The sequence below is a fragment of the Yokenella regensburgei genome (assembly GCF_051486985.1).
In the GTDB taxonomy this organism is placed as follows: Bacteria; Pseudomonadota; Gammaproteobacteria; order Enterobacterales; family Enterobacteriaceae; genus CBFFRJ01.
This window is the reverse complement of record NZ_JAHVDV010000028.1, coordinates 1-23,758: the sequence shown is the minus strand read 5'-3', so window position 1 is coordinate 23,758 and position 23,758 is coordinate 1. Positions and strand designations below refer to the sequence as shown.

Sequence of the window (23,758 nt, the reverse complement as noted above, 5' to 3'; positions counted from 1 at the left end):
GGGAATAGCCCTCCTCCGGAGAAGAGGGCTGAAGGGATTAATGCGCGACGGTTTGCTGCGCACCTGTCGCCTGCGGCACATGTTTATATTTAAACAGCGCCATGAAAGCGAAGGCCAGTACCACGGAGTAAGCTGCGAAAATCAGCCACACGGTTTTCCAGTCGGTAACACCCGCAACGGTATACATCTCCACCACTTTACCGCTCGCCATACCGCCAAGGATACAACCGAAGCCGTTGGTCATCATCAGCAGCATACCCTGCGCGCTGGCGCGGATAGCCGGGTTCACCTCTTTCTCCACGAAGACGGAACCGGAGATGTTGAAGAAGTCGAACGCACAACCGTATACGATCATGGAGAGCACCAGCAGCACGGTGCCAAACGGTGTCGGGTCGCCGTAAGCGAACAGGCCAAAACGCAGCATCCAGGCAACGATACTCATCAGCATCACGTTCTTAATACCGTAGCGGCCAAGGAAGAACGGAATCGCCAGGATGAAGACGGTTTCAGAGATCTGCGAAATAGACATCAGCACTGAGGCGTGGGTGACGATAAAGCTGTCCGCGAACAGCGGGTTAGCGTCAAAGCTGTGCAGGAAGGTGTTACCAAACATATTGGTAATCTGCAGTTCAGCGCCAAGCAGCATGGAGAAAATAAAGAAAATCGCCATGCGTTTGTTTTTGAACAGCGCAAAGGCGTTCAGGCCCAGCATTTCCACCCAGGTCTGGTTCTTCTGCGTATTGCTCACCGGCATATGCGGCAGCGTCAGAGAGAAGAGGCTCAGCGCCAGAGAGAGTGCAGCACCGATGTAAAGCTGCATATGGCTCAGTTCGAAGCCAGAGAAGCTCACCGCCCACATGGCCAGGATAAAGCCAATGGTACCCCAGATACGGATCGGCGGGAAATCCTTAACGATATCGTAGCCGGCGTTTTGCAGACGGGCATAAGAGATGGTGTTTACCAGACCCAGGGTTGGCATGTATGCCAGGGAGTTGAGCAGGATAATGGCAAACATCGCGCCAGGGGTGGTCACGGTTGCCGCAATACACAGGGTGATGGCACCAATCAGGTGGCAAATCGCGTAAACCCATTTTGCACTAAGCCACTTATCCGCCACGATGCCGAGCAGGGCTGGCATAAAGACAGAGGCGATACCCAGAGAGCTGTAGACCGCGCCAATCTCTGCACCCTGGAATTTCAGGGTAACGAACATATAAGAGCCAAGCGTAGTCAGCCAGCTCCCCCACAGGCAGAACTGCAGGAAGATAATCACTTTAAGCTGCAGCTTAAGATTCATGTTAGTTTCCTCACCGAAGGAGTCTGATAAACCCGTCATACTTCAAGCTGCATGTGCGTTGGCTTTACTCGGCTTTTGGCCTCGCCCCTTTGGGGCCAGCGTAAGCGCTGTTCAAACGGGCTACGCCAGTTTGTCCTCGCTCACCTCAGTCACTTACCAGAGTAAGCTTTTGGGGATTCGCTGCGTTACCACCTGCCTGCAACTCGACCTAGTTGGGGTATAGATGTTGGAATTAAGACAATTACTGTTGTTATGTGTGGCGATTCTATCATCGAAGCTGAGGCGAAATTGTTACATCCGACATAAAAATGCAAACTTGGTATGGTTGCAGTCAAATACGGTGATATTGGTCACATTTTGAGAGGCGTCTACCCTGCGTCCAAAAGCATTGCTTATCCCCTTTCGCGCCAGTGGCGAAAGAGGATAAGCCGTTGACTCAGTTACGACGGTAACTTTTTTGCGCCGTATTCACTTTATAAAGGTAGCGGCGGGACTCCGCAGACGGGTGGCGGCTGGTCAGGGTTGAATAGACATCACCCGGCGACATCGTATTAATAATATTCGCGGCCTGCACTTTATCTGCCGAGAAGACGCGCAGTACGCTGCCTGCCCCACCGTTATAAGCAGTGATCACCGCATAGCGACGTGAGGTCGGGTTAGAGATACCGGAAAGGTAGATATTATTCAGCATCGCCAGATAGGCGGTGCCGGTATCAATGTTGCTTTCAGGATCAAAGAGGAAGCTACGGCTTGGCATACCGGATTTGCCCTGTGCGCGGAAGACGTCGCGCCCGGCGCTGTGCTGCACCACCTGCATCAGGCCCAGCGCGTCGGAACGGCTTACCGCATACGGGTTAAAGGAGGACTCAGTTTGCATAATGGCCAGAATCAGCGCTTCGTCCACCCCGTAGCGGCGTGACGCCTGGCGCACCATACCCACATATTTGTGCGCACGTTTATCAAGGTGGTTCGGCACCAGGTTAATGGTGACGCTGTAGATGATTTTCAGACCGCTGGCGCGGCTCTTCAGGCGATTTTGTAGCAGGTAGTCGGCAAAATGGGTGGCGCGACCTTCCCAGCGAATAGGTTGCCCGGTGTTATCCAGTACCTGGCCGTACAGGAACGGTTCTTTGGAAATCTGGATGTCATCAACGTCCGAGTAAAGGTCAATGGAGCCAGGATCGTCGCCCATCAGGAGCGTCGTGATAATGGCCCGACGCAGATGGTTTGCCGGATCCGTCCCGGCGATAGTCTCAATGGTGATCGTACCCTCATCAAAGTTGATGTGGCTACGGGTCTGATACTGGTCGGTATATTTTACGTAGTCTTTCGGGCCGGCAATCAGGACTTCGTTAAATCCCCATAAATTTTCGATGTTGTGGGCAAACTGCCCCATAAGAATGTCAAAACCGTTAGTGTCTTTAACCCAGGCTTCATTGTAAGTTTCACCACTTTTATTGGAGCTGGAACACGACATCAGCAACGGCGCAATAATCGCAAGCGCTAAAATTTTTTTCATCATTCCGGGGATGCAGTTGGTTGCACATAAGGGCTGTCCGGCCCTTGAGGCGGGCCACACTCAGGCTGGGTGAGGTGTGGCCAGGCTCTTATTTTTTATCTTCCGGCGTATAGCCTTCGATATGCACATCTTTCCCTTCGAACAGGTAGTTGACCATCTCCTGCTCAAGCAGTTTGCGATGCTCAACGTTCATCATGTTCAGCTTCTTTTCGTTGATAAGCATGGTCTGCTTTTTCTGCCACTGTCCCCATGCCTCTTTGGAGATCTCATTGAAAATGCGCTTACCCAGCTCGCCGGGGTACAGCTGAAAGTCCTGGCCTTCTGCGTCACGTTGCAGGAAGGTACAAAAAATGGTTCTACTCATAACAAATCCTCTGTAGGCCGCGTGTCATTACACTGCCACGCCGACGCGTAATTGTTGCAACAGGCGCTCCACCGGGGCCGCCAGGCCGACGGATTGCGGCTGCGCTAAGTTATACCAAAGACCGCTTCCTTCATCCATGCATGAACTGACCGAGGACACGGTTAGCCACATAGGCACAATATCCAGATGGAAATGGCTGAACGTATGGCGAAACGCAACAAGTTGGCAGAGAGTATCGGCCTTAATCTGACGTTGCGCCAGCCAGTCCCGTAAAGCGGCTTCATCTTCAAACTGCGGGAAACAGTACAACCCGCCCCACAGGCCCACCGGCGGTCGCTGCTGCACAAAGACCTGCTCACCCTGCTGCATCAGCAGGAAATAAGCGGTGCGCTCCGGCAGCGTCTGCTTCGGTTTTTTGCCCGGGTAGTTCGCCCAGCTGTGACTGGCATAAGCCAGACAGCCGGTCTGCAGCGGGCAGAGCTGACATTTGGGTTTGGATCGGGTACAGACCATCGCCCCAAGATCCATCATCGCCTGATTGAAACGCTCCACGCCCTTTGCCGGGGTGACGTCCTCAGCGATGCGCCACAACCGTTTCTCAACCTCTTTTTTGCCCGGCCAGCCGTCAACGGCATAACAGCGGGCCAGCACACGTTTCACGTTGCCATCGAGAATGGGAAAATGTTTGCCGAGCGAAAGGGATAAAATCGCCCCGGCGGTAGAGCGCCCGACACCCGGCAGCGCTTCTACTTCCTCAAAGGTCTCGGGAAACTCGCCGCCATGTTTTTCCGCCACCTGTTTTGCCGCCTTATGCAGGTTGCGCGCGCGGGCGTAGTAGCCAAGTCCGGTCCACAGATGCAGGACTTCGTCCAGCGGTGCATCGGCCAGAGCGGTCACGGTCGGGAAGCGCGCCATAAAGCGCTCGAAATAGGGGATAACGGTTGTCACCTGCGTCTGTTGCAACATCACTTCAGACAGCCATACTTTGTAGGGCGTCTTGTCAATTTGCCAGGGCAGGGTTTTGCGCCCGTATTTATCGTACCAGTCCAGAACCTGGGCTGAAAATTGAGACGCTTGCATGGTCACCAACATCGCTTGAATAAGGTGGCAGATTGCAGCACAGCGCCAGCGGGGTGTAAACCGGAACTTTCCTGTGCTTGCAGCTTGCATACTGGAATTAACTTTGGATAATGCCCGTTTCCTGAACACTCTCACGAGCAGACTTTTTTATGAATAACGACGTCATTTCACCGGAATTTGATGAAAACGGCCGCCCGCTGCGCCGTATCCGTAGCTTTGTCCGCCGCCAGGGCCGCCTGACCAAAGGTCAACAGCATGCGCTGGATAACTACTGGCCGGTGATGGGCGTTGAGTTTGCTGAGCAGCCGCTGGATTTTGCTGCCCTGTTTGGCAACACCGGGCCGGTGACGCTGGAGATTGGTTTTGGAATGGGGGCCTCACTGGTCGAGATGGCGAAAATCCGCCCTCATCAGAACTTCCTCGGTATTGAAGTCCACTCTCCGGGCGTGGGGGCTTGTCTCTCATCCGCGCATGAAGAGGGGGTCGAAAACCTGCGTGTAATGTGCCACGACGCGGTGGAAGTACTGCATAAAATGATTCCTGACAATTCACTGAACATGGTGCAGCTCTTTTTCCCTGACCCCTGGCATAAAGCGCGTCATAATAAGCGCCGTATTGTTCAGGTACCTTTTGCTGAGCTGGTGAAAAGCAAATTAAAACTGGGCGGTGTCTTCCATATGGCAACCGACTGGGAGGCCTATGCTGAACACATGCTGGAAGTGATGTCCTCAATCGATGGCTATCAGAACCAGTCTGCCACGCAAAATTACGTACCGCGCCCGGATTCGCGCCCGGTCACCAAATTTGAACAACGTGGCCATCGTCTTGGTCACGGCGTATGGGACTTAATGTTCGAGAGGGTAAAATAATGGCAACGAACCGCAGTCGTCGTCTTCGCAAGAAGATGCACATCGAAGAATTCCAGGAAATTGGTTTTTCCGTTAACTGGCGTTTCCCGGAAGGCACCACTGAAGAAGAGATCGACAACGTCGTTGATGCCTTTATTGCTGAAGCTGTGGAGTCGCAAAAACTGACTTTTGGCGGCAGCGGCTATCTGGCGTGGGAAGGTCTGATTTGTAAGCAGGAAATAGGCAAGTGCACCGCAGAGCATCAGGCGGTTGTGCGTAAGTGGCTTGAAGACCACAAACTCGAAGAGGTGAGCGTCAGCGAACTTTTCGATATTTGGTGGGACTAAGTTGTTATCAGGGTCGGCAATTGCCGGCCCGTTTTGTCTCTACAGGAGTGGAAATGATGCGCAAAACGCTACTGGCGGTGGTACTTACGGTGACGACTTTCGCTGCGAATGCGGAATACAAGTGTAGCGTTAACCCTCGTGATGACGTGGTGTTAAGTCCCCAGACCGTCCAGGTAAAGGGTGAAAATGGCAATCTCGTGCTGACGCCGGACGGCAACGTCATGTTTAACGGCAAACAATACTCGCTCAGCGCCGCGCAACGTGAGCAGGCGAAAGACTATCAGTCAGAATTGCGTACCGCACTGCCCTGGATCGATGAGGGGGCGCGCGCTCGGGTGGAAAAAGGCCGTATTGCGCTCGACAACATCATCGTCAAAGAAGTGGGTGAAAGCAGCAGTATGCGCGGCCGTCTGACGAAGCTTGATGCGCAACTTAAAGAACAGATGAACAAGATTATCGAGCGGCGCAGCGATGGCCTGACGTTCCACTACAAGGCCATTGATGAAGTACAGGCCAACGGCCAGCAGCTGGTAAACCAGGCGATGGGCGGCATTTTGCAGGACAGCATCAATGAGATGGGGGCCAAAGCGGTGCTCAAAGGCGGCGGTAACCCGCTCCAGAGCGTGCTGGGTAGCCTCGGCGGTTTGCAGACTGCCATTCAGAACGAGTGGAAAAATCAGGAAGCCGATTTCCAGCAGTTCGGTAAGGATGTCTGTAGCCGTGTCGTGTCACTGGAAGAGAGCCGTAAGGCGCTGGTTAAAGGGCTGAAATAAAGTTTTGCGCTGTCTCTTCCCCTCACCCTAACCCTCTCCCCAAAGGGGCGAGGGGACCGATCGAGGCGTGTCAGGCAGTAGTGCCGCTTTCCGCCTCTCCCCAAAAGGCGAGGGGACCGATCGAGGCGTGTCAGGCAGTAGTGCCGCTTTCCCCCTCTCCCTAAAAGGCGAGGGGGCTGCTCGAGGTGCCGTTTCCCTCTCTCTCCAGGCAGGCCCGGGCACAGAGCGAGGCGAGTGCGGCTTTTCTCCCTCTCCCTTTCAGGGAGAGGGCCGGGGTGAGGGTAACAGCGTTTGCAGCACCTCAAATATCTTCTCCAGCACGGCCTCTTCATTTCCCCTGAATTCATTATTCCAGAAACGAATGATGTGCCAGCCTTTTTGGTTCAACCAGACCGTTCGCTGAACATCATATTCGTGCCTTTCATCATGCTGACCACCATCCAGTTCAATGGCAAGTCGCGCTTCGCAGAAAGCGAAATCAAGGATGTAATGACCAACGGGGTGTTGGCGACGAAACTTGTAACGAGAAAACCGACGGCTGCGTAACAGATACCAAAGCCGTCGTTCTTCTTGTGTCAGTTCGCGCCTGAGCTGCTTTGCATGTGAGCGTATGATTTCCATCCCGCCACTCTGCCAGCTCTATCCACAGCGTGCTGAACGGGAGGCAAAAACCTGGAGCAGGCTTCAGGACTCTTCGGCGAGGAACAGCTCCAGCAGGGAGTTGAGGAACAGCTTACCGTGTTCGGTGATTTGCCAGTATTTATCGCACTCGGTGAGGTAGCCTTTTGCCAGCGCCTCATCAAGCTGCGGGCGAATCACGCTTTCGTCCAGCCCCGTGAACAGAGTGAACTCTTCACGCGGTGCGGCCTCCAGCAAACGGAAGCGGTTCATAAAGAACTCGAACGGTTTATCTGCAGCCTCTACGTCGTGCTGACGTTCCAGATAGCGCCCCTGCATATAACCGCGCGGATGGCGCGTTTTCGCCGTGCGCAATATACGTCCGTCCGGGAAGGTGACTTTGCCGTGCGCGCCGCAGCCGATGCCGAGATAGTCACCAAAGCGCCAGTAGTTAAGGTTATGCTGGCACTGGTAACCCGGTTTCGCATAGGCCGAGGTCTCGTACTGCTGATAACCGGCGGCGGTCAGCAACTGGTGACCACGCTCGAAGATATCCCATAAGGCATCGTCGTCCGGCAGCACGGGTGGGCGCGAACCAAACAGGGTGTTAGGTTCAATAGTTAACTGGTACCAGGAGAGGTGCGGCGGGTTCAGTGCAATGGCCTGGCGCAAATCATCCAGCGCTTCTTCCAGTGACTGATCCGGCAGGCCGTGCATCAAATCCAGGTTAAAACTGCGCAGACCCAGGCCCGTCGCCAGGTGTGCGGCACGCTTTGCTTCATCCGGACCGTGAATGCGCCCCAGCTTCTGCAACTTTTGTTCGCTAAAGCTTTGCACGCCGATGGAGATGCGGTTGACCCCGGCCCGCTGGTAATCGACAAAGCGGTCCGCTTCGACGGTTCCGGGGTTGGCTTCCATCGTAATTTCCGCATCCGCTGCCAGGTTCAGGCGCGCACGCACGCCGTCCAGCAGCGTCTGCATCGCCGGGCCGGAGAGCAGGCTCGGCGTACCGCCACCAATAAAGATGGTCTTTACTTCACGCCCCTGCGCGTAAGGGACATCGATATCAAGATCGGCAAGCAGATGCTGCACGTAATCGTCGTGCGGCACCTCGCCTTTAAGCGCATGGGAATTGAAATCGCAGTAGGGGCATTTCTGCACGCACCACGGAATGTGAATATAAAGACTCAGAGGTGGCAACTTAGCCATTACGTAATGCTTCCAGTAACAGTTTCAACGCCTGCCCACGGTGGGAGATGGCGCTCTTCTCTTCGCGAGTCAGCTCGGCGGCGGTTTTACCCTCCGTCGGAACATAGAAAATCGGATCGTAACCAAACCCGCCCTGGCCAGCAGGTGCGCGCGTAATCACGCCAGGCCAACTGCCGTGGCAAACCAGCGGGGTCGGGTCGTCGGCATGGCGCATATAGACCAGCACGCAGTGGAACTGAGCCTGACGTTTGTCATCCGGCACCGCCTCCAGGGTGATGAGCAGTTTTTGCAGATTGGCTTCGTCAGTGGCGTCCACACCAGAGTAACGCGCGGAGTAGATCCCCGGTGCGCCCCCCAGCGCATCAACGGCCAGCCCGGAATCATCGGCAATGGCTGGCAGGCCGGTCACCTTAGCGGCATGGCGCGCTTTTAAAATGGCGTTTTCAATAAACGTCAGCCCGGTCTCGTCGGCCGAATCCACGCCCAGTTCAGTTTGCGCGACAATATCCAGACCGAAATCACTCAGCAGCGAGGCAAGCTCGCGCACTTTACCGGCATTACCGGTGGCGAGAACAACTTTTTGCATAATGGGTCCTACTTAATCAGGGCCGTAATGGCCGAAGGAATCTGTTGCGGATGGGTAATTTTGACCTGTTTATGGCGGCCCAGTTCGCCTTTTTCAATCAGCACCTGGTTTTTAGCTACCCGAAACTGTTTCGCAAGATATTTCACCAGATGCGCATTAGCCTGCCCATCCACCGGCGGGGCGGTGATGGCGACTTTCAACTCGTCGCCATGCAGCCCAACAATCGTGTCACGGCTGGCCTTTGGCTGTATATACAGCCGCAGTACCAGCCCGTCGTCACCAGAAGTGACAGCACTCACGCCCAGCTCCAGATGTAGGCCAGCGGCACGATAGTGTTGGCCAGAAACTCCATCACGCCCATGTTGATGACATACATCAGCAGCACGAGGATCATCGGTGAGAAATCAATGCCGCCCATCGACGGCAGCAGACGACGAATCGGACGCAGCAGTGGTTCGGTCAGTTGCAGCAGCACGTACTCAACCGGGCTACGCCCCTGGCTTACCCAGCTCATGATCGCCATCGCCAGCAGTACCCAGAAAATCAGCGAGCCGACGGTTTTGAGGATGATGAGCAGCGCGGCCAGTACGATAAACACGCCGTCCATAGTGACATAGGGGTTTAAAAATACCTTAATGACGCAGAGCACCAGCGCGATCAGCAGTGATGCGCTGTCTATTGGCCCCATAGAAGGAAGCACGCGGCGCAGCGGGCCAACAATCGGCTGGGTTATCTTCACAATAAACTGCGAAAAGGGATTGTAGAAATCACAGCGCGCCCACTGCATCCAGATACGCAGCAGCAGTACCATGGTGTAAGCCTGGATGAGCAGTGAAAGGAGTGTGGACAACGTATTCATGGCGTTCCTCAGGTTTCCTTAGTTTTTTGTGTAATCGCGCGCGCCAAAAATGGCGGTTCCGATGCGCACAAGGGTGCTTCCGGCCGCAATCGCGGCTTCCATATCGTCAGACATCCCTAAAGAAAGGGTATCTACGCCAGGGTAACGTACCTTAAGCGCGTCAAATGCGACAGCCATTTGACGCGCCACGGCTAACTGACGTTCGTAATCGGTTTCCGGGGCGGGGATCGCCATTAGCCCGCGTAACCGTATGCCCGGCAGTTCCACCACCTGGGCTGCCAGCGCTTCCAGTTCCTCTGGCGTAATGCCGGATTTACTCTGCTCGTCGCTGATGTTGACCTGAATGAGCACGTTCAGCGGCGGCATCGAGGCCGGGCGCTGTTCGCTTAAACGGGTGGCAATTTTGAGCCGGTCAACGGTATGGCACCAGTCAAAATGTTCCGCCACCAGGCGGCTTTTGTTGGATTGCAGCGGGCCAATAAAGTGCCATTGCAGACCTTTCACGCCCTGTTCGCGAAAATGAAGGATTTTATCAACGCCTTCCTGCACGTAGTTCTCACCAAACGCCCGATGGCCTGCCTCAAATGCTTCTGCGACGGCGCTCGCAGGTTTGGTTTTACTGACCGCAAGCAACGTAATTTCTTCTGGATCACGGCCGCAAGCTGTTGCCGCGGCTGAGATTTTGGCCCGGACCTGTGCCAGGTTATGCGCTATATCGTTCATAGTCCCAGGATGGCTTTATGGATATGGAAAAAATCGTGGAGCTTAGTGTAAAGCATAATGTCTCGGATCTACACCTGTGCGATCGTCACGCGCCGCGCTGGCGCAGGCAGGGAAGGCTTGAGATAGCCCCCTTTGACTCTCCCGATATCAACGCCTTGCTGAGTCAGTGCTTAAGCGAGAGCCAGCAGCGCCAGTTGCTGCATGAGGGCCAGGCGGATTTTGCGCTCACTACCCAAAACCAGCAGCGGCTGCGCGCCAGCGCATTTCGCCATGAGAGGGGGCTATCTCTGGCCTTGCGACTGCTGCCGACCCGTTGCCCGACGCTGGCCGACCTCGATGCACCGCCACTGTTACCCGACCTGCTGGCGCGGGAGAATGGACTGATTCTGGTGACCGGTGCGACGGGTAGCGGCAAATCGACGACGCTCTCGGCGATGGTCAGCCATCTTAATCATCAACTCGACGGCCATATTCTGACGCTCGAGGATCCGGTGGAGTTTATTCACTCCAGCGAGCGCTGTTTGATCCAGCAGCGGGAGATTGGCCCTCACTGTATCTCTTTCGCAGCAGGTTTGCGGGCCGCGCTGCGTGAGGACCCGGATGTCATTTTGCTGGGGGAACTGCGCGACAGCGAAACCATTCGTCTGGCGCTGACGGCGGCAGAAACCGGGCACCTGGTGCTGGCAACGCTGCATACCCGGGGTGCCCATCAGGCTATAGAGCGCCTTGTGGATACCTTTCCCGCCCAGGAGAAAGACCCGGTACGCAGCCAGCTTGCCGGCAGTTTGCAGGGGGTGCTGGCACAGCGGCTGGAGGCGGACAAGCAGGGCGGTCGTGTGGCGCTGTTTGAATTACTGATTAATACTCCGGCGGTGGCGAACCTCATCCGTGAGGGAAAAACCCACCAGCTACCCGGCCTGCTGCAAACCGGGCAGCAGGCCGGTATGCAGACCTTTGCCCAGAGTCTGCAACAGCGGCAGGCCCAGGGCTGGCTTTAACGGATGTTCAGCGAATAGACGGCGGGGAGCGCACCCGCGGTGGCGAGGATCTCCAGGCGCACTTCGTGCGCGGTAACAGGCTCAGGCAAGCGGTGCCCGCAGACGGAATGGTGATTGCTGGTCACTTCTGCAAGTAACCTGTCGTCAGCCCAGAGTCGATAATGGGTGATGCAGTGCGGAGTCACTGCCTGGTGATGGCCCATCTGCACCGTTTCCATCGCGTTATCGAAATCGTTGTCCTGAATAAGCGTCAGCGCTGAGAAGGGGATAGCTTCACTCCACTGCCAGCGCAACGTCGGGTGCGGGTCATCCGCAGCAGGTACCCAGGCATTGGTTTGCTGTTCCGGGCGCAGGCGACCGTTTAGAACATTCTCCGCCCGAAAAACGGTTAATGGCTGGCTAAAAGTGAGTGCAGGCATCACCTGATGCGGGCGACGGCGCGGCAGCCAGAAATCGAACTCATCGACGCCGTAATCACCATCTGCAACCTGGCGGGTGTGTTTAGCGACGCGGGCGTTCAGGCTGTTGAACACCGTCATAATGCCGGGCAGTTGGGTATCTGTCAGCGCGATCTCCACCTTTTCGCAGGCGTCAAAGGCGAGGAAAACGTACTGGTCACGATCGCTTTGCCAGGCGAACCTAAACCTGTAGTTCTGCTCGCCATCCACGTCGAGGGTGCAGCTGTCGTACTGATAATCGGGGGTGAAGTTCCCGCTACGGGCACTACCCAGCAGAGAGAGGGTAAGCGGCTGGTGCGAAGGCGAACGCAGGCGCACACTGATTTCGCCCAGCGACTCGCCCGCTTTTACCGGCAGTAAAACCGCCATTCGCTCGCTCAGCGAATGCCAGTTGCCACTGGGCAAAAGCGAGGTGAGGGCATATTCACTGCTGGCGCTCACCGTAGCGCCTTGCGCCGGGTCATCCAGCCACTGACGGGGAATGTAACAGCCGCTGGCCTGCAACTGCTGTTGTAATAATTTTACCTGGTCGCGCTCTGCCAGCTGCGCCGGGGTGAGCTGGTGGATTTTACAGAGCGCGGCGGCGCGACCGACCACTTCACCCAGCAGGCCGCAGGTGCACATCACGCGTGCACTGCCAAAAGCGACGTGGGAGGCAGAAATGAGCCGGCCTGTCAGGAAGAGATTATCCAGAGAGCGGCTGTAGAGACTGCGCAAAGGGATGGTGTAAGTGCCTTTGCTGTGAAACTGGCGACAGCCGTCGTGGGTGCTGTAAACGCCATCGGCGGGGTGCAGGTCAATCGACCAGCCTCCGTAGGCTACGGCATCGTAGTGGTCGCGTTGTTCAATGATATCCTGCTGGCACAACAGATGCTCTCCAACGAAACGTCGGCTTTCGCGTTTACCGGGTATCATGCCGACCCATTCAATGGTCATGTTAGCGGCTTCCGGAAAGTCGCCGGAGTTTTTAATGTAGTCCCAGACACCCCAGACGATTTTCCACAACTCCCATTTGATCTCTTCGCTCGCGTGCACGGTGTCCAGGCGTCCGCCCCATTCCAGCCACCACAGATCGCAACCGTTGAGCGTGGACGTCAGACGCTTATAGCGGGGAATGGTGGTGATGTCCTGCAGGGCAAAAGAGGGTGGGACGAAATTTACCGGGCCTGAAGTCTGTTTGGTGTAGAAATAAATAGAGTGACCCAGCTTATGGCCGAAGTTATCACCGGGAGCCATTTTCTCTCCCAGCTCATCGACCTCTTCTGCTCCGTCGCGGTATTCGGCTCCCGCCAGAAAACCGAGCACGCCATCGCCCGTCGCATCGCAAAACTGGTCGGCAGCAATGGTATAAAACGTCTCATTGATGGCGTTAAATGCACTCACCTGCGTGATGGCATTTTGCGTTTTTTCCAGCGCGTAAATGGTGGTGTTAAGCAGCAGCGTCAGGCCCGGCTGGCTTCTGGCAAGATCGAGCAGCACCAGATCGAACATCACCGGGTTACCCTCTTTATTCCGCCAGAGGTTCTCCTCCAGGATCTCACCCATGATGCCGCCTTCGCGCGCCCAGCGGTTATTGTTCCCCATATGAGAGGTGGCGCCGTTAGCCCACAGGCGCACTTCGCTTGAGGCATTCCCCCCCAGAACGGGTCTGTCCTGTACGAGTATCACCTGCAACCCATCCCGTGCGGCAGCAAGGGCGGCACATAGCCCGGCCAGTCCTCCTCCCGCGACCAGCAGGTCGGCCTTTGACTGCAGTGACGGAAAGGTTCTCGTCCCGGTTTGCGGATAGATGTTCATGCCTTGTATCCTTCTTTACTGTCGGTAAAATCGACGCTTAATGTCACCTGCGAGATAAGCCTGTATGTCCTCACAACCGAACCAAAGCCTGATAGATGGAATTCGCTGCCTGCAGTACCTTGTCTCCAGCGGCCGCGCGATTGGCTGTCGCGAGCTGGCAAGACTGATGGGCATCAACACGACACGTGTGAACCGTTTGCTGATGACCATGGCTTCTATAGGGCTGACCATGCAGGATGAACAACGTCGCTACCTGCCGGGGCCGGGTATTCACGCGCTGGCAGCCCAGGCCATTCGCGGTTCTTCACTCTTTTCCCAGGCCCTGCCACTTCTGGAAACTTACGCCCCCAAAGACATCGTAGTAGCGATGGGCGTACTCTGGGAGGATCAGGTTATCTACATTTATCACTCTGAACCCGGTACTCAGGTCACTCAGGCACTGGCGGGCTTCCATATGTTGCCTGCATGGCAATCGGTTATCGGTATGGCGCTGCTCGCCGCCGAAACCGATGAGACGCTGCAAAAGCGGTTCACTGCGGAACAGTGGCAGCAACTGGCCCCGCATGTTGCCCAACAGCGGGCCGAAGGGCGCGTGGTCTGGCATCACGACGACGGCGAAGTCTCAATGGCAAAACCTCTCGGCGCACACTCCGCCGCGCTGGCGTTTGCCGGAATGTGGCAGGTCGATGCGACGGTCGTCGATGAGCGACTGAGCGAACTTCACACCCTTGCACGACGACTGACGCAACAGCCATAATTTCTTTCTTATGTTTCTTTTATAGAAACAATTAGCGGAATGCAAAAAAGTCGCCTCAAAACTGTGAGGGCGATCGAGGGAGCATGGCTGCTGTTGTGAGGAGAAGAGAAGGGCTGAAGCGTGCTCAGCCCGTTCTGTCAGAGGTGCTGTTCGAAATAGCTTTCGAGAATAATAACCGCAGAGGCAGAATCAATGCTGCCTTTGTTAAGGGCACGAAAACCGCCATGTTCGAACAGCCCCGCACGGGCTTCAACGGTGCTCAGACGCTCGTCATGCAGGGTAACCGTCACGCCGAAACGACCATGAATACGGTTGGCAAACTTACGGGCACGCGCGGTAAGCGGTTGCTCCGTGCCGTCCATGTTTAAGGGGAGCCCGACGATCACCGCTTCCGGCTGCCACTCTTTTATCAATTTTTCGATGAGATTCCAGTCCGGCGTGCCGTCCTGGGCTTTCAGCGCACTAAGCGGACGCGCAGTCCCGGTAATGCGCTGTCCGATAGCAACGCCAATACTCTTTGTTCCGAAGTCAAATGCCAGTAAGGTGCCACTCATCAGGCATGTCCTGCCACGCCGGGCATGGTCAGAATATCAATCCCGATGAGCTTCGCCGCTTCACGCCAGCGCTCGGCAATGGGCGTTTTAAACAAAATGTTCAAATCTGCCGGGGCCGTCAGCCAGGCATTATCGAGAATTTCCTGCTCAAGCTGACCCTTCTCCCAGGAAGAATAACCGAGAGCGACCAGCACCTCTTTTGGCTGACTGGCGGTGCCCATCGTCTCCAGTACATCACGGGATGTGGTGATGATGGTGTTATCAGACACGCGGATGCTGGAGGAGAAGTTGTTCGGCGGCGTGTGCAGTATAAAGCCGCGGTCTTCCGCCAGCGGCCCACCTAACAGCACGGGTTTATCCAGACGGATCGCCGGATCGCGCTCCTCCGGGTGAATTTTTAGTTTGTCCAGAACCCCTTCAACTTTCAGGTTTTCCAGAGGTTTATTGATGATAAGCCCCATTGCTCCATCGTCGTTGTATTCGCAGATGTAAACCACGGAACGGCGAAACAGCGGATCCTGGAGAGCAGGCATGGCAATCAGAAAGTGATGCTGTAAATTCATTGTCAGAGGTTCTGTTTCCTGGTTCAAAAAAGCGGCAGTCCAGTATGCGGGGAAAGCAACACGCTGTCACTGCCAGACTTAAGGGGATGCGATATACCCGTCCTACTTCACGTTGCCGGTGCGTTGGCCCGCCTTGCTCACCTCAGCCGCTTACCAGAGTACGCGGCTGAGAGTTTAAGGGCCTCACCACGGCAGCCTCTGGCGGTTCAAATTCGTATCTGACGAAGTTGTCACTGCCTTACCGCCTGCCAGCAAGACGAATTATTCAGGGTATAGCTTAGCGTGTTATGCACCTAATCATTATTTGGCCAGACGCGCTTCAATGGCATCCATCAACATACCGGTGATGGAGACAGGGAACTCCGCTTCGATTTCACGAATGCAGGTTGGACTGGTGACGTTAATCTCCGTCAGACGGTCGCCAATGATATCCAGACCCACGAAAATCAGCCCTTTGGCTTTAAGCGTCGGTGCAACACGGCGGGCAATTGCCCAGTCGCTCTCGGTCAAGGGGCGCGGCTCACCGCGGCCACCGGCTGCCAGATTGCCACGTGTTTCGCCGCCCTGTGGGATGCGCGCCAGGCAGTACGGTACTGGCTCACCATCGACCACTAACACGCGTTTGTCGCCGTCTTTGATGGCTGGCAGGTAGTTTTGCGCCATACAGTAACGGGTGCCGAGTTCGGTCAGGGTTTCAGCGATCACGCCGAGGTTAGGATCGCCCTCTTTCACGCGGAAGATAGAGGTACCGCCCATACCATCCAGCGGTTTGAGGATGATATCGGTATGTTTTTGCCAGAAAGCCTTAAGCTGCGCTTTATTTCGCGTGACCAGGGTTTCAGGCGTCAGCTCAGGGAACCAGGCGGTGAAGAGTTTTTCGTTACAGTCGCGCAGGCTCTGCGGTTTGTTAACGATCAGCGTGCCTTTCTCTTCGGCGCGCTCAAGGATGTAAGTCGCGTAGATAAATTCGGTATCAAACGGCGGGTCTTTGCGCATCAGCACGACATCCAGCGAGGCGAGCTCAATCTCCTGCTCGCTACTAAAGTCGTACCATTTGTCGTAATTTTGCTCGACGCTAAGCAGACGGGTACGGGCACGGGCTTCACCATTGATAAGGTAAAGATCTGCCATTTCCATGTAGTGCAGTTCATAGCCGCGACGCTGCGCTTCGAGCAGCATGGCAAAGCTGGAGTCTTTTTTGATATTAATCTGCGCGATGGGGTCCATCACGATGCCGAGCTTAATCATTATGCTTCTCCGTTTAACCTAAATCGCCAAAACGTACCTGCAGGGCGGTGATGGCGGTCAGGGCCGTTGTCTCAGTGCGCAATACGCGGGGTCCCAACAGAATATCAGTAAACTGGTAACGTGCGGTCATGGCAATCTCATCGGCGGTCAGACCGCCTTCCGGGCCAATCAACAAGCGTACACGCTCAACCGGTAACGGCAGCGTATTAATGCTCTGGCTGGCGCGAGGATGAAGGTTAAGCTTAAGGCCGTTTTCCTCTTCTGCACACCAGGCTTCGAGATCCATTGCCGGGCGAATTTCCGGCACCCGGTTACGACCACACTGTTCACAGGCGGCAATGGCAATTTTCTGCCACTGCCCGAGCTTCTTATTCAGGCGCTCGGCATCCAGTTTAACGCCACATCGCTCGGAAAAAAGTGGCGTAATGAGGCTTACACCCAGTTCGATCGATTTCTGGATAGTGAATTCCATTTTTTCACCCCTGGACATGACCTGCCCCAGGTGAATATGCAGCGGCGATTCCCGATCGTCGACTTCACCGTGACTGATTTTAACGATAACGTTTTTTTTATCGGCACGGAGGATTTGTGCGTCAAACACCTGGTTTGAGCCATCAAACAGCTGGAGAGACTGCCCCTGAACCATGCGCAGGACGCGGCCCACGTGGTTTGCGGCGTCGTCGTCAAGGGCGATTTCAGCGCCTGTCTGAACAGGTTCAGGGTGATAGATGCGGGGAATACGCATAGTTCAGTGTTCCGTATGAAATGGGGTGTGCTTTCTTCTCACCCGTAGCGCGACCGTGCCCCCCGCCTTCAGGGGGAGGGCGGCACCAGATTAACAATTGCCGCTAGTGTAGGTTAGCTCTTTCGCGCCATGCAAGCGCGCTGCACGTACGGGTTGTGGTTGCCCTGGACGTTGGCAATGCGCGCATCACGGGTGCACTCCCAGTCGGTCACCGGGTAGAGTTTATCCCAGGCGGTAAAGAGCTGGGCCTGCTGACGAGAGAGCGTGAGCTGATACTGATCGCGCATATAGAAGTAGATGCGGGCAATTGCACCACGAGCGCGGGCAGGCGGTTCGGCCAGTTTAGCCTTGAAGTCGACCTTCATTTCGCAGCGACCATATTGCCCTTCACCGCCGTTCCACTGGCTGTACATAAAGTTGCCGCGATCGGCATTCACTTCACCCACCGCCGGTTGCAGGTTGTGCATATCGCTTTCTATTTTGCGATAGACCGGATCTTTGGCGCAGTTCTTACGCCCACCGTCCTGCCAGCACTGGCGCTGATGACCAAACTGCCAGGCGGGAACCACATGCTCCCACTCAATACGGCTGGCGCGGTTTTCATTTTTACGCACCTGATAGCCGCAGGAGGCCAGGTCAACGACCCCTTTTTTGCCCTGCCAGTTGATTTTACAGCCGCAGTAAAAATCGCCGGGTACGTCTGCATTCACTTTAACGCCCGCCGCTTTGGCCTGAGAAAAGCTGTTAATACCCTCGGCAAAGGCTGGCACGGCCACAAGAACCCACAATAAAGAGAAGATGATACGGAACATGGTGCACTCCCTGTCAAATGAAGTGCGCAACGTAGCGGAAGCGGTTCCGGGATGCAATCAGTTGGTGCACAAAACGTTCTTAATGGTTCTTGTAATTAGCACTCCGGCACCAGGGTTTCACCGCAGTGCACGCAGCGATAAGTCGTTTCACCACGGACCACACGGTTATGTCGGCGGACGGTTAACTGGTGCTGTTGGCATTTGCACTTATACGGGAACGTATTGCGCTGAACGGACTCAAGCTCGAACTGATGCGTGCGCCTGGCGGGCACGCCGAGCACGCTCTCCATCATCCATTTCCACGCTTTACCGTGGGGCGGGACACGACCAAAATGCTTCCACACCAGCAGATGCGCCAGCTCATGCGGCACGACTTCATCGATAAATGCCTGCTCGTTTTCCAGCAAAAGCACCGGATTAAGGCGAATTTCCCAGCTATTGAGCCAGGCGGTACCCGCCGCCGTGCCGCGTTGTTGGTAAAGCAGCTTCGGTTCAGGATAGTTGCGTTCCAGCTTATGGTTTGCGAGGGCGAGTTTTTCCCGCAGGCTACGCATAACGGCCTGCTGAGTGGCGATGGGGAGACGGGTGGTTTTCATACCGGCAGAGGATAGGGGGCCGAGCAGGGGAGTGCAAGAGAAAGCCTCACCGGGTTGGGTGAGGCTTTTTAAGATTCATCGCGTTTTAGCATGGACCAATAGGAACGGCAGTCAGTAGGGCAAGATCATGAATTAAAATTTTTTTTTCTCTGCGAAATCCAGGCGCGATGCAGGCTGCGAGCAGATCCTCTATGTAACATGCGCTTAGCAATGCCCTGAAACTAATTTCACTGGGAAATTTGCCTAAAAGGTATTATACAATTTACCTTGATTGTCTTTAACGGCGAGAAGGTAATGTGCTTTTTCTTTTTAGTTTTTTTAGGGATGTTTTTTATAATGTACCATTGCATTGATGATCATAAAATATTTTTTAATATTAAATGACTTCGGGAGTGGCGTTATCTTATTAGATTTAATGTTAGTTTTAACTTGCCTAAGAACAACACAATTTCAGTTGAGAAATCACTTACCATACTGCAGTCATAATACCGGTGCCGGTTATAATACAGCCCTGTTTCCTCATCACACTGCTGTCCCGCTTCGCCAGCGCCAGCGGCAGACCGTGAGGGCCAGAATGATTTCCTTTGGGACCCATACGTCAGTTCCAATTGTCCCTCCATCTGCTCCGGCACTAATCTGAACCTGACAAGCCACTGGTTATTATCGAAACACTATCTATTTGTGTATGTAAAAACCGCAAAGTTTACAAAGGGTATATGCTCTGGATATAGTTCAGAGGCAGGCTCTATAAAAAAATCGGCATCTTTTTTCAGAGAGAAAAGATTAGTAGGAATGTTCATTTTAGGTGATAAGGAATCAATCCCAAATATTGAGAAATAACCATTTCCATCAGCGATATCATAACCAGCAAACTCCCATCCTCTGTTCAGTAGATAGACTGGAGATCCAGGAGATTCTATCATATCGTGAAAAAGTACTTCTTCCATTTTCTTTAACCCTTCGGATGAAACAGCAATAGCTACAGCTATTGAATTTTTATCGACTACTCTTTCTATTTCATCCTCTCTACAATCCAGGAGTTGAAGTAAATTTTCTTTACAGCCCAGATTGTATAGTTTATTTATAACATCTTCTGCTTGTGGCCAAACAAGAATATCTACACTTCTTATTCTATCTGTATTCAGGCGAACATCAAAGCCTAGCAATATGTAGTTAGTTAATTCATCCATCTTTACACCTTATACCCATAGGCTATACAGGGTTGAATTCCTGGCGGTTGAGAGTTTAAAGTATGCTCATCTTTTTTTCTTTTATTCCAGTTACATTCACAGTTTTTGGGATTCTGATTCATCTTATAGGTGTGAAAATGTGGTTTTTTACCTTTATGATCATGCTCAGTATGAATTGAGCCGACACAAATAGTTCCTGTAGGGGGAATACATGGTGGACATGTTTTTTTCTCCTCACATTTCGTTAGGCTTTCTGTATTTGTTTTGGACTGCTCCGAATCCCCAGATGTAGCTAAAACAGCACCACCTGCTGCCGCACTTCCCCAGAATAACCAGTTAATTCCTTCAAGTATGGCTGGAATAGCAAAAGCCCACAACCCCAGCGGATCCACCCCCATAACCGGGTCCAGCGGATACGTGTACAAATTCCATCCCCCCCGCCAGCCCAATCGGATCCTGCGTGATATACCGCCTCTGATGGGGGTCGTAATAACGGTGTCGGTTGTAATGCAGGCCGGTTTCTTCGTCATACTGCTGGCCCGGCAGGCGCAGGTGTTGTACCAGATGATGCGGGTTATTTTCACTGAGCACCTTCCCCCAGGCGTCATAGTCCGCTGACCAGTCTGTTTTTTCCTCACCGTTGATGAGCGCCAGCGGCAGCCCGCGGTGGTCGCAGTGGTACAGGTGGACAGTGCGCTGCGGGGTGTGCACCGGTTCGAGCTGGTTCTGCATCCGCTCTGCCGTCAGACCACACTGTGCCAGCCACTGCTGACTCTGTTCGCTGAGGTTGCCGCTTCGCAGTTCGCCTTCCAGCCGCAACATCTGCGTCTAACGTATATTTCCTCAGTTATATATTTTATTTTCTTTCACTACGAAGCACGCCATATTGTATTTCCGTTACACATTCGTAAGACTCATTTTTCTCAGGAAGATGTGCTGTCATGCGGGCATAAGTTGACTTCTCCGCTTTGAAGTATTTTACCATGATTGAATTATCAAGGATTGCCAGCAACTGTGCCGGGTCGCTGCTCTTTTTTTGTACAAATGCCCCTCTTATATGGCTCATCACATCCTTATTAATAGACCTGTTATCGAAAAAAGCTATTTTATCGGCGGCGTCCAGCAAATCCTGTAAGGCTCCTTCGGCTGGAGGAGTTTCGTTAATACGTAGCGACCCAAGGCGAATTAGTATCCTGGCGCTATTTGGCATAAATTTATTATTTTTACATGTACCCAGTTCTGTTTGCCAATAGTATTCTCCTATATCTTCACGCTGATACCATTTCCATACCGGTTTAACGTTTAAAACGGGAAATGAGGAAGCAATGCTGCTCTTAGTAAACATGGTAAGGCAAACTTGATTTTCAGGCTGTATTTCACAAGACGCTTGCAAATCAAAATTAATGAGGGCTGTCAGCAATAATATAACGCGTTTCATTTCCTTACTCCTCTTCCTGTTCTCTGCATTCCTTTAATAAATAACTCAGACAAATCATCTATCCCTGCCGTTGCTGGTCCTCCGGGGTCATCAAGGTCTGGGAATAAATAAGGCTCTGCACAGGTATATCCCGCAGGCAATTTATCTATTGGCCACTCCTCCTTTGACAGGTAGTCGCGTGCTGTTTTTGTATCCATCCCTGGATAGTTGGGATCATCCCACTGTGTACAGGTCAGATTTGGTTTCACCCACTTTTTACAATACGGTGTGTAGTCGTAAGGGCTGAATGCTGTGAAAAATGTTTTGAAAACATTGGGCTCGCTGCTGGCCTGGTCAATAGAATATTTCGGCATTAATTTTTCCGCTATGCCAGGCAGTTTACTCGGGTTGGGCTTTGGTGGTGGGGTAGGTCTCGCTCCATAACCACCATTCTTTAAGTGACCATATTTAGATGCAAGCCCAAGTGAATCAATCCAGCTAATGGGATTTAAAGGATACGCATACAAATTCCATCCTCCCATCAACCCAATCGGATCCTGCGTGATATACCGTCCCTGACGCGGGTCGTAATAACGGTGACGGTTATAGTGCAGCCCGGTTTCTTCATCATACTGCTGGCCCGGCAGGCGCAGGTGTTGTTCCAGATTGTGCGGGTTATTTTCACTGAGCACATTCCCCCAGGCGTCGTATTCTGCTGACCAGTCTGTTTTTCCCTCACCGTTGATGAGCGCCAGGGGCAGGCCGCGGTGGTCGCAGTGGTACAGGTGAATTGTGCGCTGCGGTGTGTGCACCGGTTCCAGCTGGTTCTGCATCCGCTCTGCCGTCAGACCACACTGTGCCAGCCACTGCTGACTCTGTTCGCTGAGGTTGCCGCTTCGCAGTTCGCCTTCCAGCCGGTCGAGCAGGCTGACCAGCTCTGGCGGGAAGGTGACTCCGCCGTCCTGCTGCAGTTTTTCGGCCAGGCTGCGGCGCAGGGATTTGTTCAGCTCATCCGTGGTGGTTGTGATGCGCAGCAGGGGTGTGAAGCTGCCCGGGAGGTACACTGTCTGGATGCGGGTGGTGTCCGTCTGCGTGGTGGTCAGGCGGTCGCCGTCCCAGCCGTACCAGACGCGGCTGACCTGCTCCGGGCGGCCGTCACGGGGTGTTTCGCGTACCACTTTGCCGGTGCGACGGCCCAGCGGGTCGTACAGGTAGCGGGCGGTGGTCAGAGTGTGGTCCTGCTGGCTGCGGGTGTACTGCACCAGCCGGTGCTGGTGGTCATAGTGATACCGGTGGCAGTGGCTGCCGCCGTCGCGGATTATCCGCTCGTCCCGCCCGGTGAGTCTGCCATGGCCGTCATGATGGTAAAAACTCTCCGCATCCCCGCTGATACGGTTGTCCGGCCACACGGCGGGCAGGGCGGGGTGCGCGACCCGGTCAGCCAGACGGTTCCCGGCCGGGTCGGTGGCGTAACGCTGCAACAGGTCGGGGTGCTGTGTACCGACGAGTCGCCCCGTGCCGTCATACCGGTAATGCTGGTCCGCGTTTTCCTGGCTGATGCGTACCAGCTGCCCGTTGTCGTTATAGCCGTATTCCCGGTTCAGCACCGGGTCACTGAGCGTGTGGCTCAGCAGCTGCCCGGAGGCGCTGTAGTGCGTGTTCTGCTCATAAGTGCCGAAGTCACGCTGCGTTTCCCGGTGCAGCCTGTCGCGGGTGAAGCTGATAAGCGGGGTCTCCCCGAGCTTCATGCCGGCCAGATGACCGCTGCCGTAGGTGAGCCATTCCACGGGTGGCAGACGGTCCGGGGTGGTCCGGTTCGCCAGCCCGTGGTGGTGGGCGTGTTTTGTGACGTGCTGCCAGAGCAGGGCGTCTGTCTGCGGGGCATGGACGGTCTGTCGCTCGCGGCACAGGCGACCGTTTTCATGATAGTCGTAGTGCACGGCAACGCGATGGCCTTCACTGACATGGCTGGTTTCCGTCAGCCAGCCACGCTCATCGTACTGCCACTGCTCTGCCGGTTCACCGTCCACGGTGCGGTGGCTGAGCCGGTCCGACGCATCATAGTGCCACCGGGTCACAAGGCCCTCATCCTCGCTGCAGATAAGCTGACCAGTGACGCTGTAGTGGTAACGCTGCGTCCGGCCGTCAAAACCGGTCTCCTGCACCCGCCTGTCCAGCGCGTCATACGTGAAGGTTGTGCGGCCGCCGTTCTCGTTGACCAGCCCGCTGACGCGCCCGGCCGCATCGTATGCCATCCGCCGCGTCAGCCCGCCCTGCGTGGTGCTGACCGGGCGTCCGGCGGCGTCGTACTCCGTGGTCTGTGTGCTGCCGTCCGGGTGAATCACGGTGGTGAGGTCGCCCGCCGCGTTGTAGTCATACTGCGTCTTATGGCCTGCGGCA

25 protein-coding genes and 1 pseudogene are annotated in these 23,758 nt (G+C 54.6%); 5 read left to right on the top strand and 21 right to left on the bottom strand.

From position 1 onward, the window contains the following. Nucleotides 1-37: 37 nt before the first annotated feature. The 4 genes from KXR87_RS17870 to mutY form a co-directional block, all read right to left on the bottom strand. Nucleotides 38-1,297, bottom strand: coding sequence for a nucleoside permease (locus tag KXR87_RS17870; protein ID WP_437433560.1), 1,260 nt, complete (start codon nucleotides 1,295-1,297; stop codon nucleotides 38-40). Nucleotides 1,298-1,733: 436 nt separating this feature from the next. Further along, a complete protein-coding gene (gene mltC, locus KXR87_RS17865) occupies nucleotides 1,734-2,816 on the bottom strand; it encodes a membrane-bound lytic murein transglycosylase MltC (RefSeq protein WP_437433591.1) in 1,083 nt (360 codons plus the stop codon). A gap of 88 nt (nucleotides 2,817-2,904) precedes the next feature. Continuing rightward, nucleotides 2,905-3,180 carry an oxidative damage protection protein gene (locus KXR87_RS17860; RefSeq protein ID WP_437433559.1) on the bottom strand — a complete coding sequence of 92 codons (276 nt, stop codon included), beginning with the start codon at nucleotides 3,178-3,180 and terminating at the stop codon, nucleotides 2,905-2,907. Between the two features lie 27 nt (nucleotides 3,181-3,207). Next, the gene (mutY, locus tag KXR87_RS17855; RefSeq protein WP_437433558.1) at nucleotides 3,208-4,266 is read right to left on the bottom strand and encodes an A/G-specific adenine glycosylase; all 1,059 of its coding nucleotides are present in this window, start codon (nucleotides 4,264-4,266) and stop codon (nucleotides 3,208-3,210) included. Nucleotides 4,267-4,409: 143 nt separating this feature from the next. Here mutY and trmB point away from each other — a divergent pair, with 143 nt between their 5' ends. Genes trmB through KXR87_RS17840 form a run of 3 tightly spaced genes read left to right on the top strand, consistent with a single transcriptional unit; the run spans nucleotide 4,410 to nucleotide 6,228 of the window. Further along, nucleotides 4,410-5,129 carry a tRNA (guanosine(46)-N7)-methyltransferase TrmB gene (gene trmB / locus KXR87_RS17850; RefSeq protein ID WP_437433557.1) on the top strand — a complete coding sequence of 240 codons (720 nt, stop codon included), beginning with the start codon at nucleotides 4,410-4,412 and terminating at the stop codon, nucleotides 5,127-5,129. Then, entirely contained in the window at nucleotides 5,129-5,455 is a 327-nt protein-coding gene (locus KXR87_RS17845; protein WP_437433556.1) for a YggL family protein, read from the top strand. The genes trmB and KXR87_RS17845 overlap by 1 nt, the downstream gene beginning before the upstream one ends. Before the next feature lie 53 nt (nucleotides 5,456-5,508). Continuing rightward, nucleotides 5,509-6,228: a DUF2884 domain-containing protein gene (locus KXR87_RS17840; RefSeq protein WP_437433555.1), complete on the top strand. Its 720-nt coding sequence runs from the start codon at nucleotides 5,509-5,511 to the stop codon at nucleotides 6,226-6,228. A 258-nt stretch (nucleotides 6,229-6,486) separates the two neighbouring features. Here KXR87_RS17840 and KXR87_RS17835 read toward each other — a convergent pair whose 3' ends face one another. The 6 genes from KXR87_RS17835 to KXR87_RS17810 form a co-directional block, all read right to left on the bottom strand. Continuing rightward, nucleotides 6,487-6,849, bottom strand: coding sequence for a DUF559 domain-containing protein (locus KXR87_RS17835; protein ID WP_437433554.1), 363 nt, complete (start codon nucleotides 6,847-6,849; stop codon nucleotides 6,487-6,489). Nucleotides 6,850-6,912: 63 nt separating this feature from the next. Next, the gene (gene hemW / locus KXR87_RS17830; RefSeq protein WP_437433553.1) at nucleotides 6,913-8,055 is read right to left on the bottom strand and encodes a radical SAM family heme chaperone HemW; all 1,143 of its coding nucleotides are present in this window, start codon (nucleotides 8,053-8,055) and stop codon (nucleotides 6,913-6,915) included. Next, nucleotides 8,048-8,641, bottom strand: coding sequence for an XTP/dITP diphosphatase (locus tag KXR87_RS17825; protein ID WP_437433552.1), 594 nt, complete (start codon nucleotides 8,639-8,641; stop codon nucleotides 8,048-8,050). Before KXR87_RS17825 ends, hemW begins: the two co-directional genes overlap by 8 nt. 8 nt (nucleotides 8,642-8,649) lie before the next feature. Continuing rightward, nucleotides 8,650-8,940: a DUF167 family protein YggU gene (gene yggU / locus KXR87_RS17820; protein ID WP_437433551.1), complete on the bottom strand. Its 291-nt coding sequence runs from the start codon at nucleotides 8,938-8,940 to the stop codon at nucleotides 8,650-8,652. Beyond that, complete coding sequence (locus KXR87_RS17815) at nucleotides 8,937-9,500, bottom strand: YggT family protein (RefSeq protein WP_437433550.1); 564 nt, start codon at nucleotides 9,498-9,500, stop codon at nucleotides 8,937-8,939. The genes yggU and KXR87_RS17815 overlap by 4 nt, the downstream gene beginning before the upstream one ends. 18 nt (nucleotides 9,501-9,518) lie before the next feature. After that, a complete protein-coding gene (locus KXR87_RS17810) occupies nucleotides 9,519-10,223 on the bottom strand; it encodes a YggS family pyridoxal phosphate-dependent enzyme (RefSeq protein WP_437433549.1) in 705 nt (234 codons plus the stop codon). A gap of 17 nt (nucleotides 10,224-10,240) precedes the next feature. Here KXR87_RS17810 and KXR87_RS17805 point away from each other — a divergent pair, with 17 nt between their 5' ends. After that, nucleotides 10,241-11,221 carry a type IV pilus twitching motility protein PilT gene (locus tag KXR87_RS17805; RefSeq protein WP_437433548.1) on the top strand — a complete coding sequence of 327 codons (981 nt, stop codon included), beginning with the start codon at nucleotides 10,241-10,243 and terminating at the stop codon, nucleotides 11,219-11,221. Here KXR87_RS17805 and KXR87_RS17800 read toward each other — a convergent pair. Beyond that, nucleotides 11,218-13,476: an FAD-dependent oxidoreductase gene (locus tag KXR87_RS17800; RefSeq protein WP_437433547.1), complete on the bottom strand. Its 2,259-nt coding sequence runs from the start codon at nucleotides 13,474-13,476 to the stop codon at nucleotides 11,218-11,220. The genes KXR87_RS17805 and KXR87_RS17800 overlap by 4 nt on opposite strands. A gap of 64 nt (nucleotides 13,477-13,540) precedes the next feature. Here KXR87_RS17800 and KXR87_RS17795 point away from each other — a divergent pair, with 64 nt between their 5' ends. Then, complete coding sequence (locus tag KXR87_RS17795) at nucleotides 13,541-14,233, top strand: IclR family transcriptional regulator domain-containing protein (RefSeq protein WP_437433546.1); 693 nt, start codon at nucleotides 13,541-13,543, stop codon at nucleotides 14,231-14,233. Nucleotides 14,234-14,370: 137 nt separating this feature from the next. On the opposite strand, the gene ruvX is transcribed toward KXR87_RS17795, so the two are convergent. The 10 genes and pseudogenes from ruvX to KXR87_RS17745 all read right to left on the bottom strand — a co-directional run. Then, nucleotides 14,371-14,787, bottom strand: a complete 417-nt coding sequence (gene ruvX, locus KXR87_RS17790) for a Holliday junction resolvase RuvX (protein WP_437433545.1) — start codon at nucleotides 14,785-14,787, stop codon at nucleotides 14,371-14,373. Then, on the bottom strand, nucleotides 14,787-15,350 hold the full coding sequence (locus KXR87_RS17785) for a YqgE/AlgH family protein (protein WP_437433544.1): 564 nt from the start codon (nucleotides 15,348-15,350) through the stop codon (nucleotides 14,787-14,789). Before KXR87_RS17785 ends, ruvX begins: the two co-directional genes overlap by 1 nt. Before the next feature lie 300 nt (nucleotides 15,351-15,650). Next, complete coding sequence (gshB, locus tag KXR87_RS17780) at nucleotides 15,651-16,598, bottom strand: glutathione synthase (RefSeq protein ID WP_437433543.1); 948 nt, start codon at nucleotides 16,596-16,598, stop codon at nucleotides 15,651-15,653. Nucleotides 16,599-16,611: 13 nt separating this feature from the next. Continuing rightward, nucleotides 16,612-17,343, bottom strand: coding sequence for a 16S rRNA (uracil(1498)-N(3))-methyltransferase (rsmE, locus tag KXR87_RS17775; RefSeq protein ID WP_437433542.1), 732 nt, complete (start codon nucleotides 17,341-17,343; stop codon nucleotides 16,612-16,614). A gap of 113 nt (nucleotides 17,344-17,456) precedes the next feature. Continuing rightward, nucleotides 17,457-18,155 carry a deoxyribonuclease I gene (gene endA, locus KXR87_RS17770; RefSeq protein WP_437433541.1) on the bottom strand — a complete coding sequence of 233 codons (699 nt, stop codon included), beginning with the start codon at nucleotides 18,153-18,155 and terminating at the stop codon, nucleotides 17,457-17,459. A gap of 95 nt (nucleotides 18,156-18,250) precedes the next feature. Then, nucleotides 18,251-18,751: a SprT family zinc-dependent metalloprotease gene (locus KXR87_RS17765; RefSeq protein WP_437433540.1), complete on the bottom strand. Its 501-nt coding sequence runs from the start codon at nucleotides 18,749-18,751 to the stop codon at nucleotides 18,251-18,253. 671 nt (nucleotides 18,752-19,422) lie between these two features. Continuing rightward, the gene (locus KXR87_RS17760; protein WP_437433539.1) at nucleotides 19,423-19,941 is read right to left on the bottom strand and encodes a hypothetical protein; all 519 of its coding nucleotides are present in this window, start codon (nucleotides 19,939-19,941) and stop codon (nucleotides 19,423-19,425) included. Between the two features lie 2 nt (nucleotides 19,942-19,943). Next, nucleotides 19,944-20,766, bottom strand: a pseudogene (locus KXR87_RS17755) (RHS repeat-associated core domain-containing protein); the annotation flags it as partial. A gap of 31 nt (nucleotides 20,767-20,797) precedes the next feature. Beyond that, the gene (locus tag KXR87_RS17750) at nucleotides 20,798-21,379 is read right to left on the bottom strand and encodes a hypothetical protein (protein WP_437433538.1); all 582 of its coding nucleotides are present in this window, start codon (nucleotides 21,377-21,379) and stop codon (nucleotides 20,798-20,800) included. Beyond that, nucleotides 21,376-23,758: RHS repeat-associated core domain-containing protein (locus KXR87_RS17745; RefSeq protein WP_437433537.1), on the bottom strand; the 2,383-nt coding region annotated here is incomplete at its 5' end. The genes KXR87_RS17750 and KXR87_RS17745, both read right to left, overlap by 4 nt.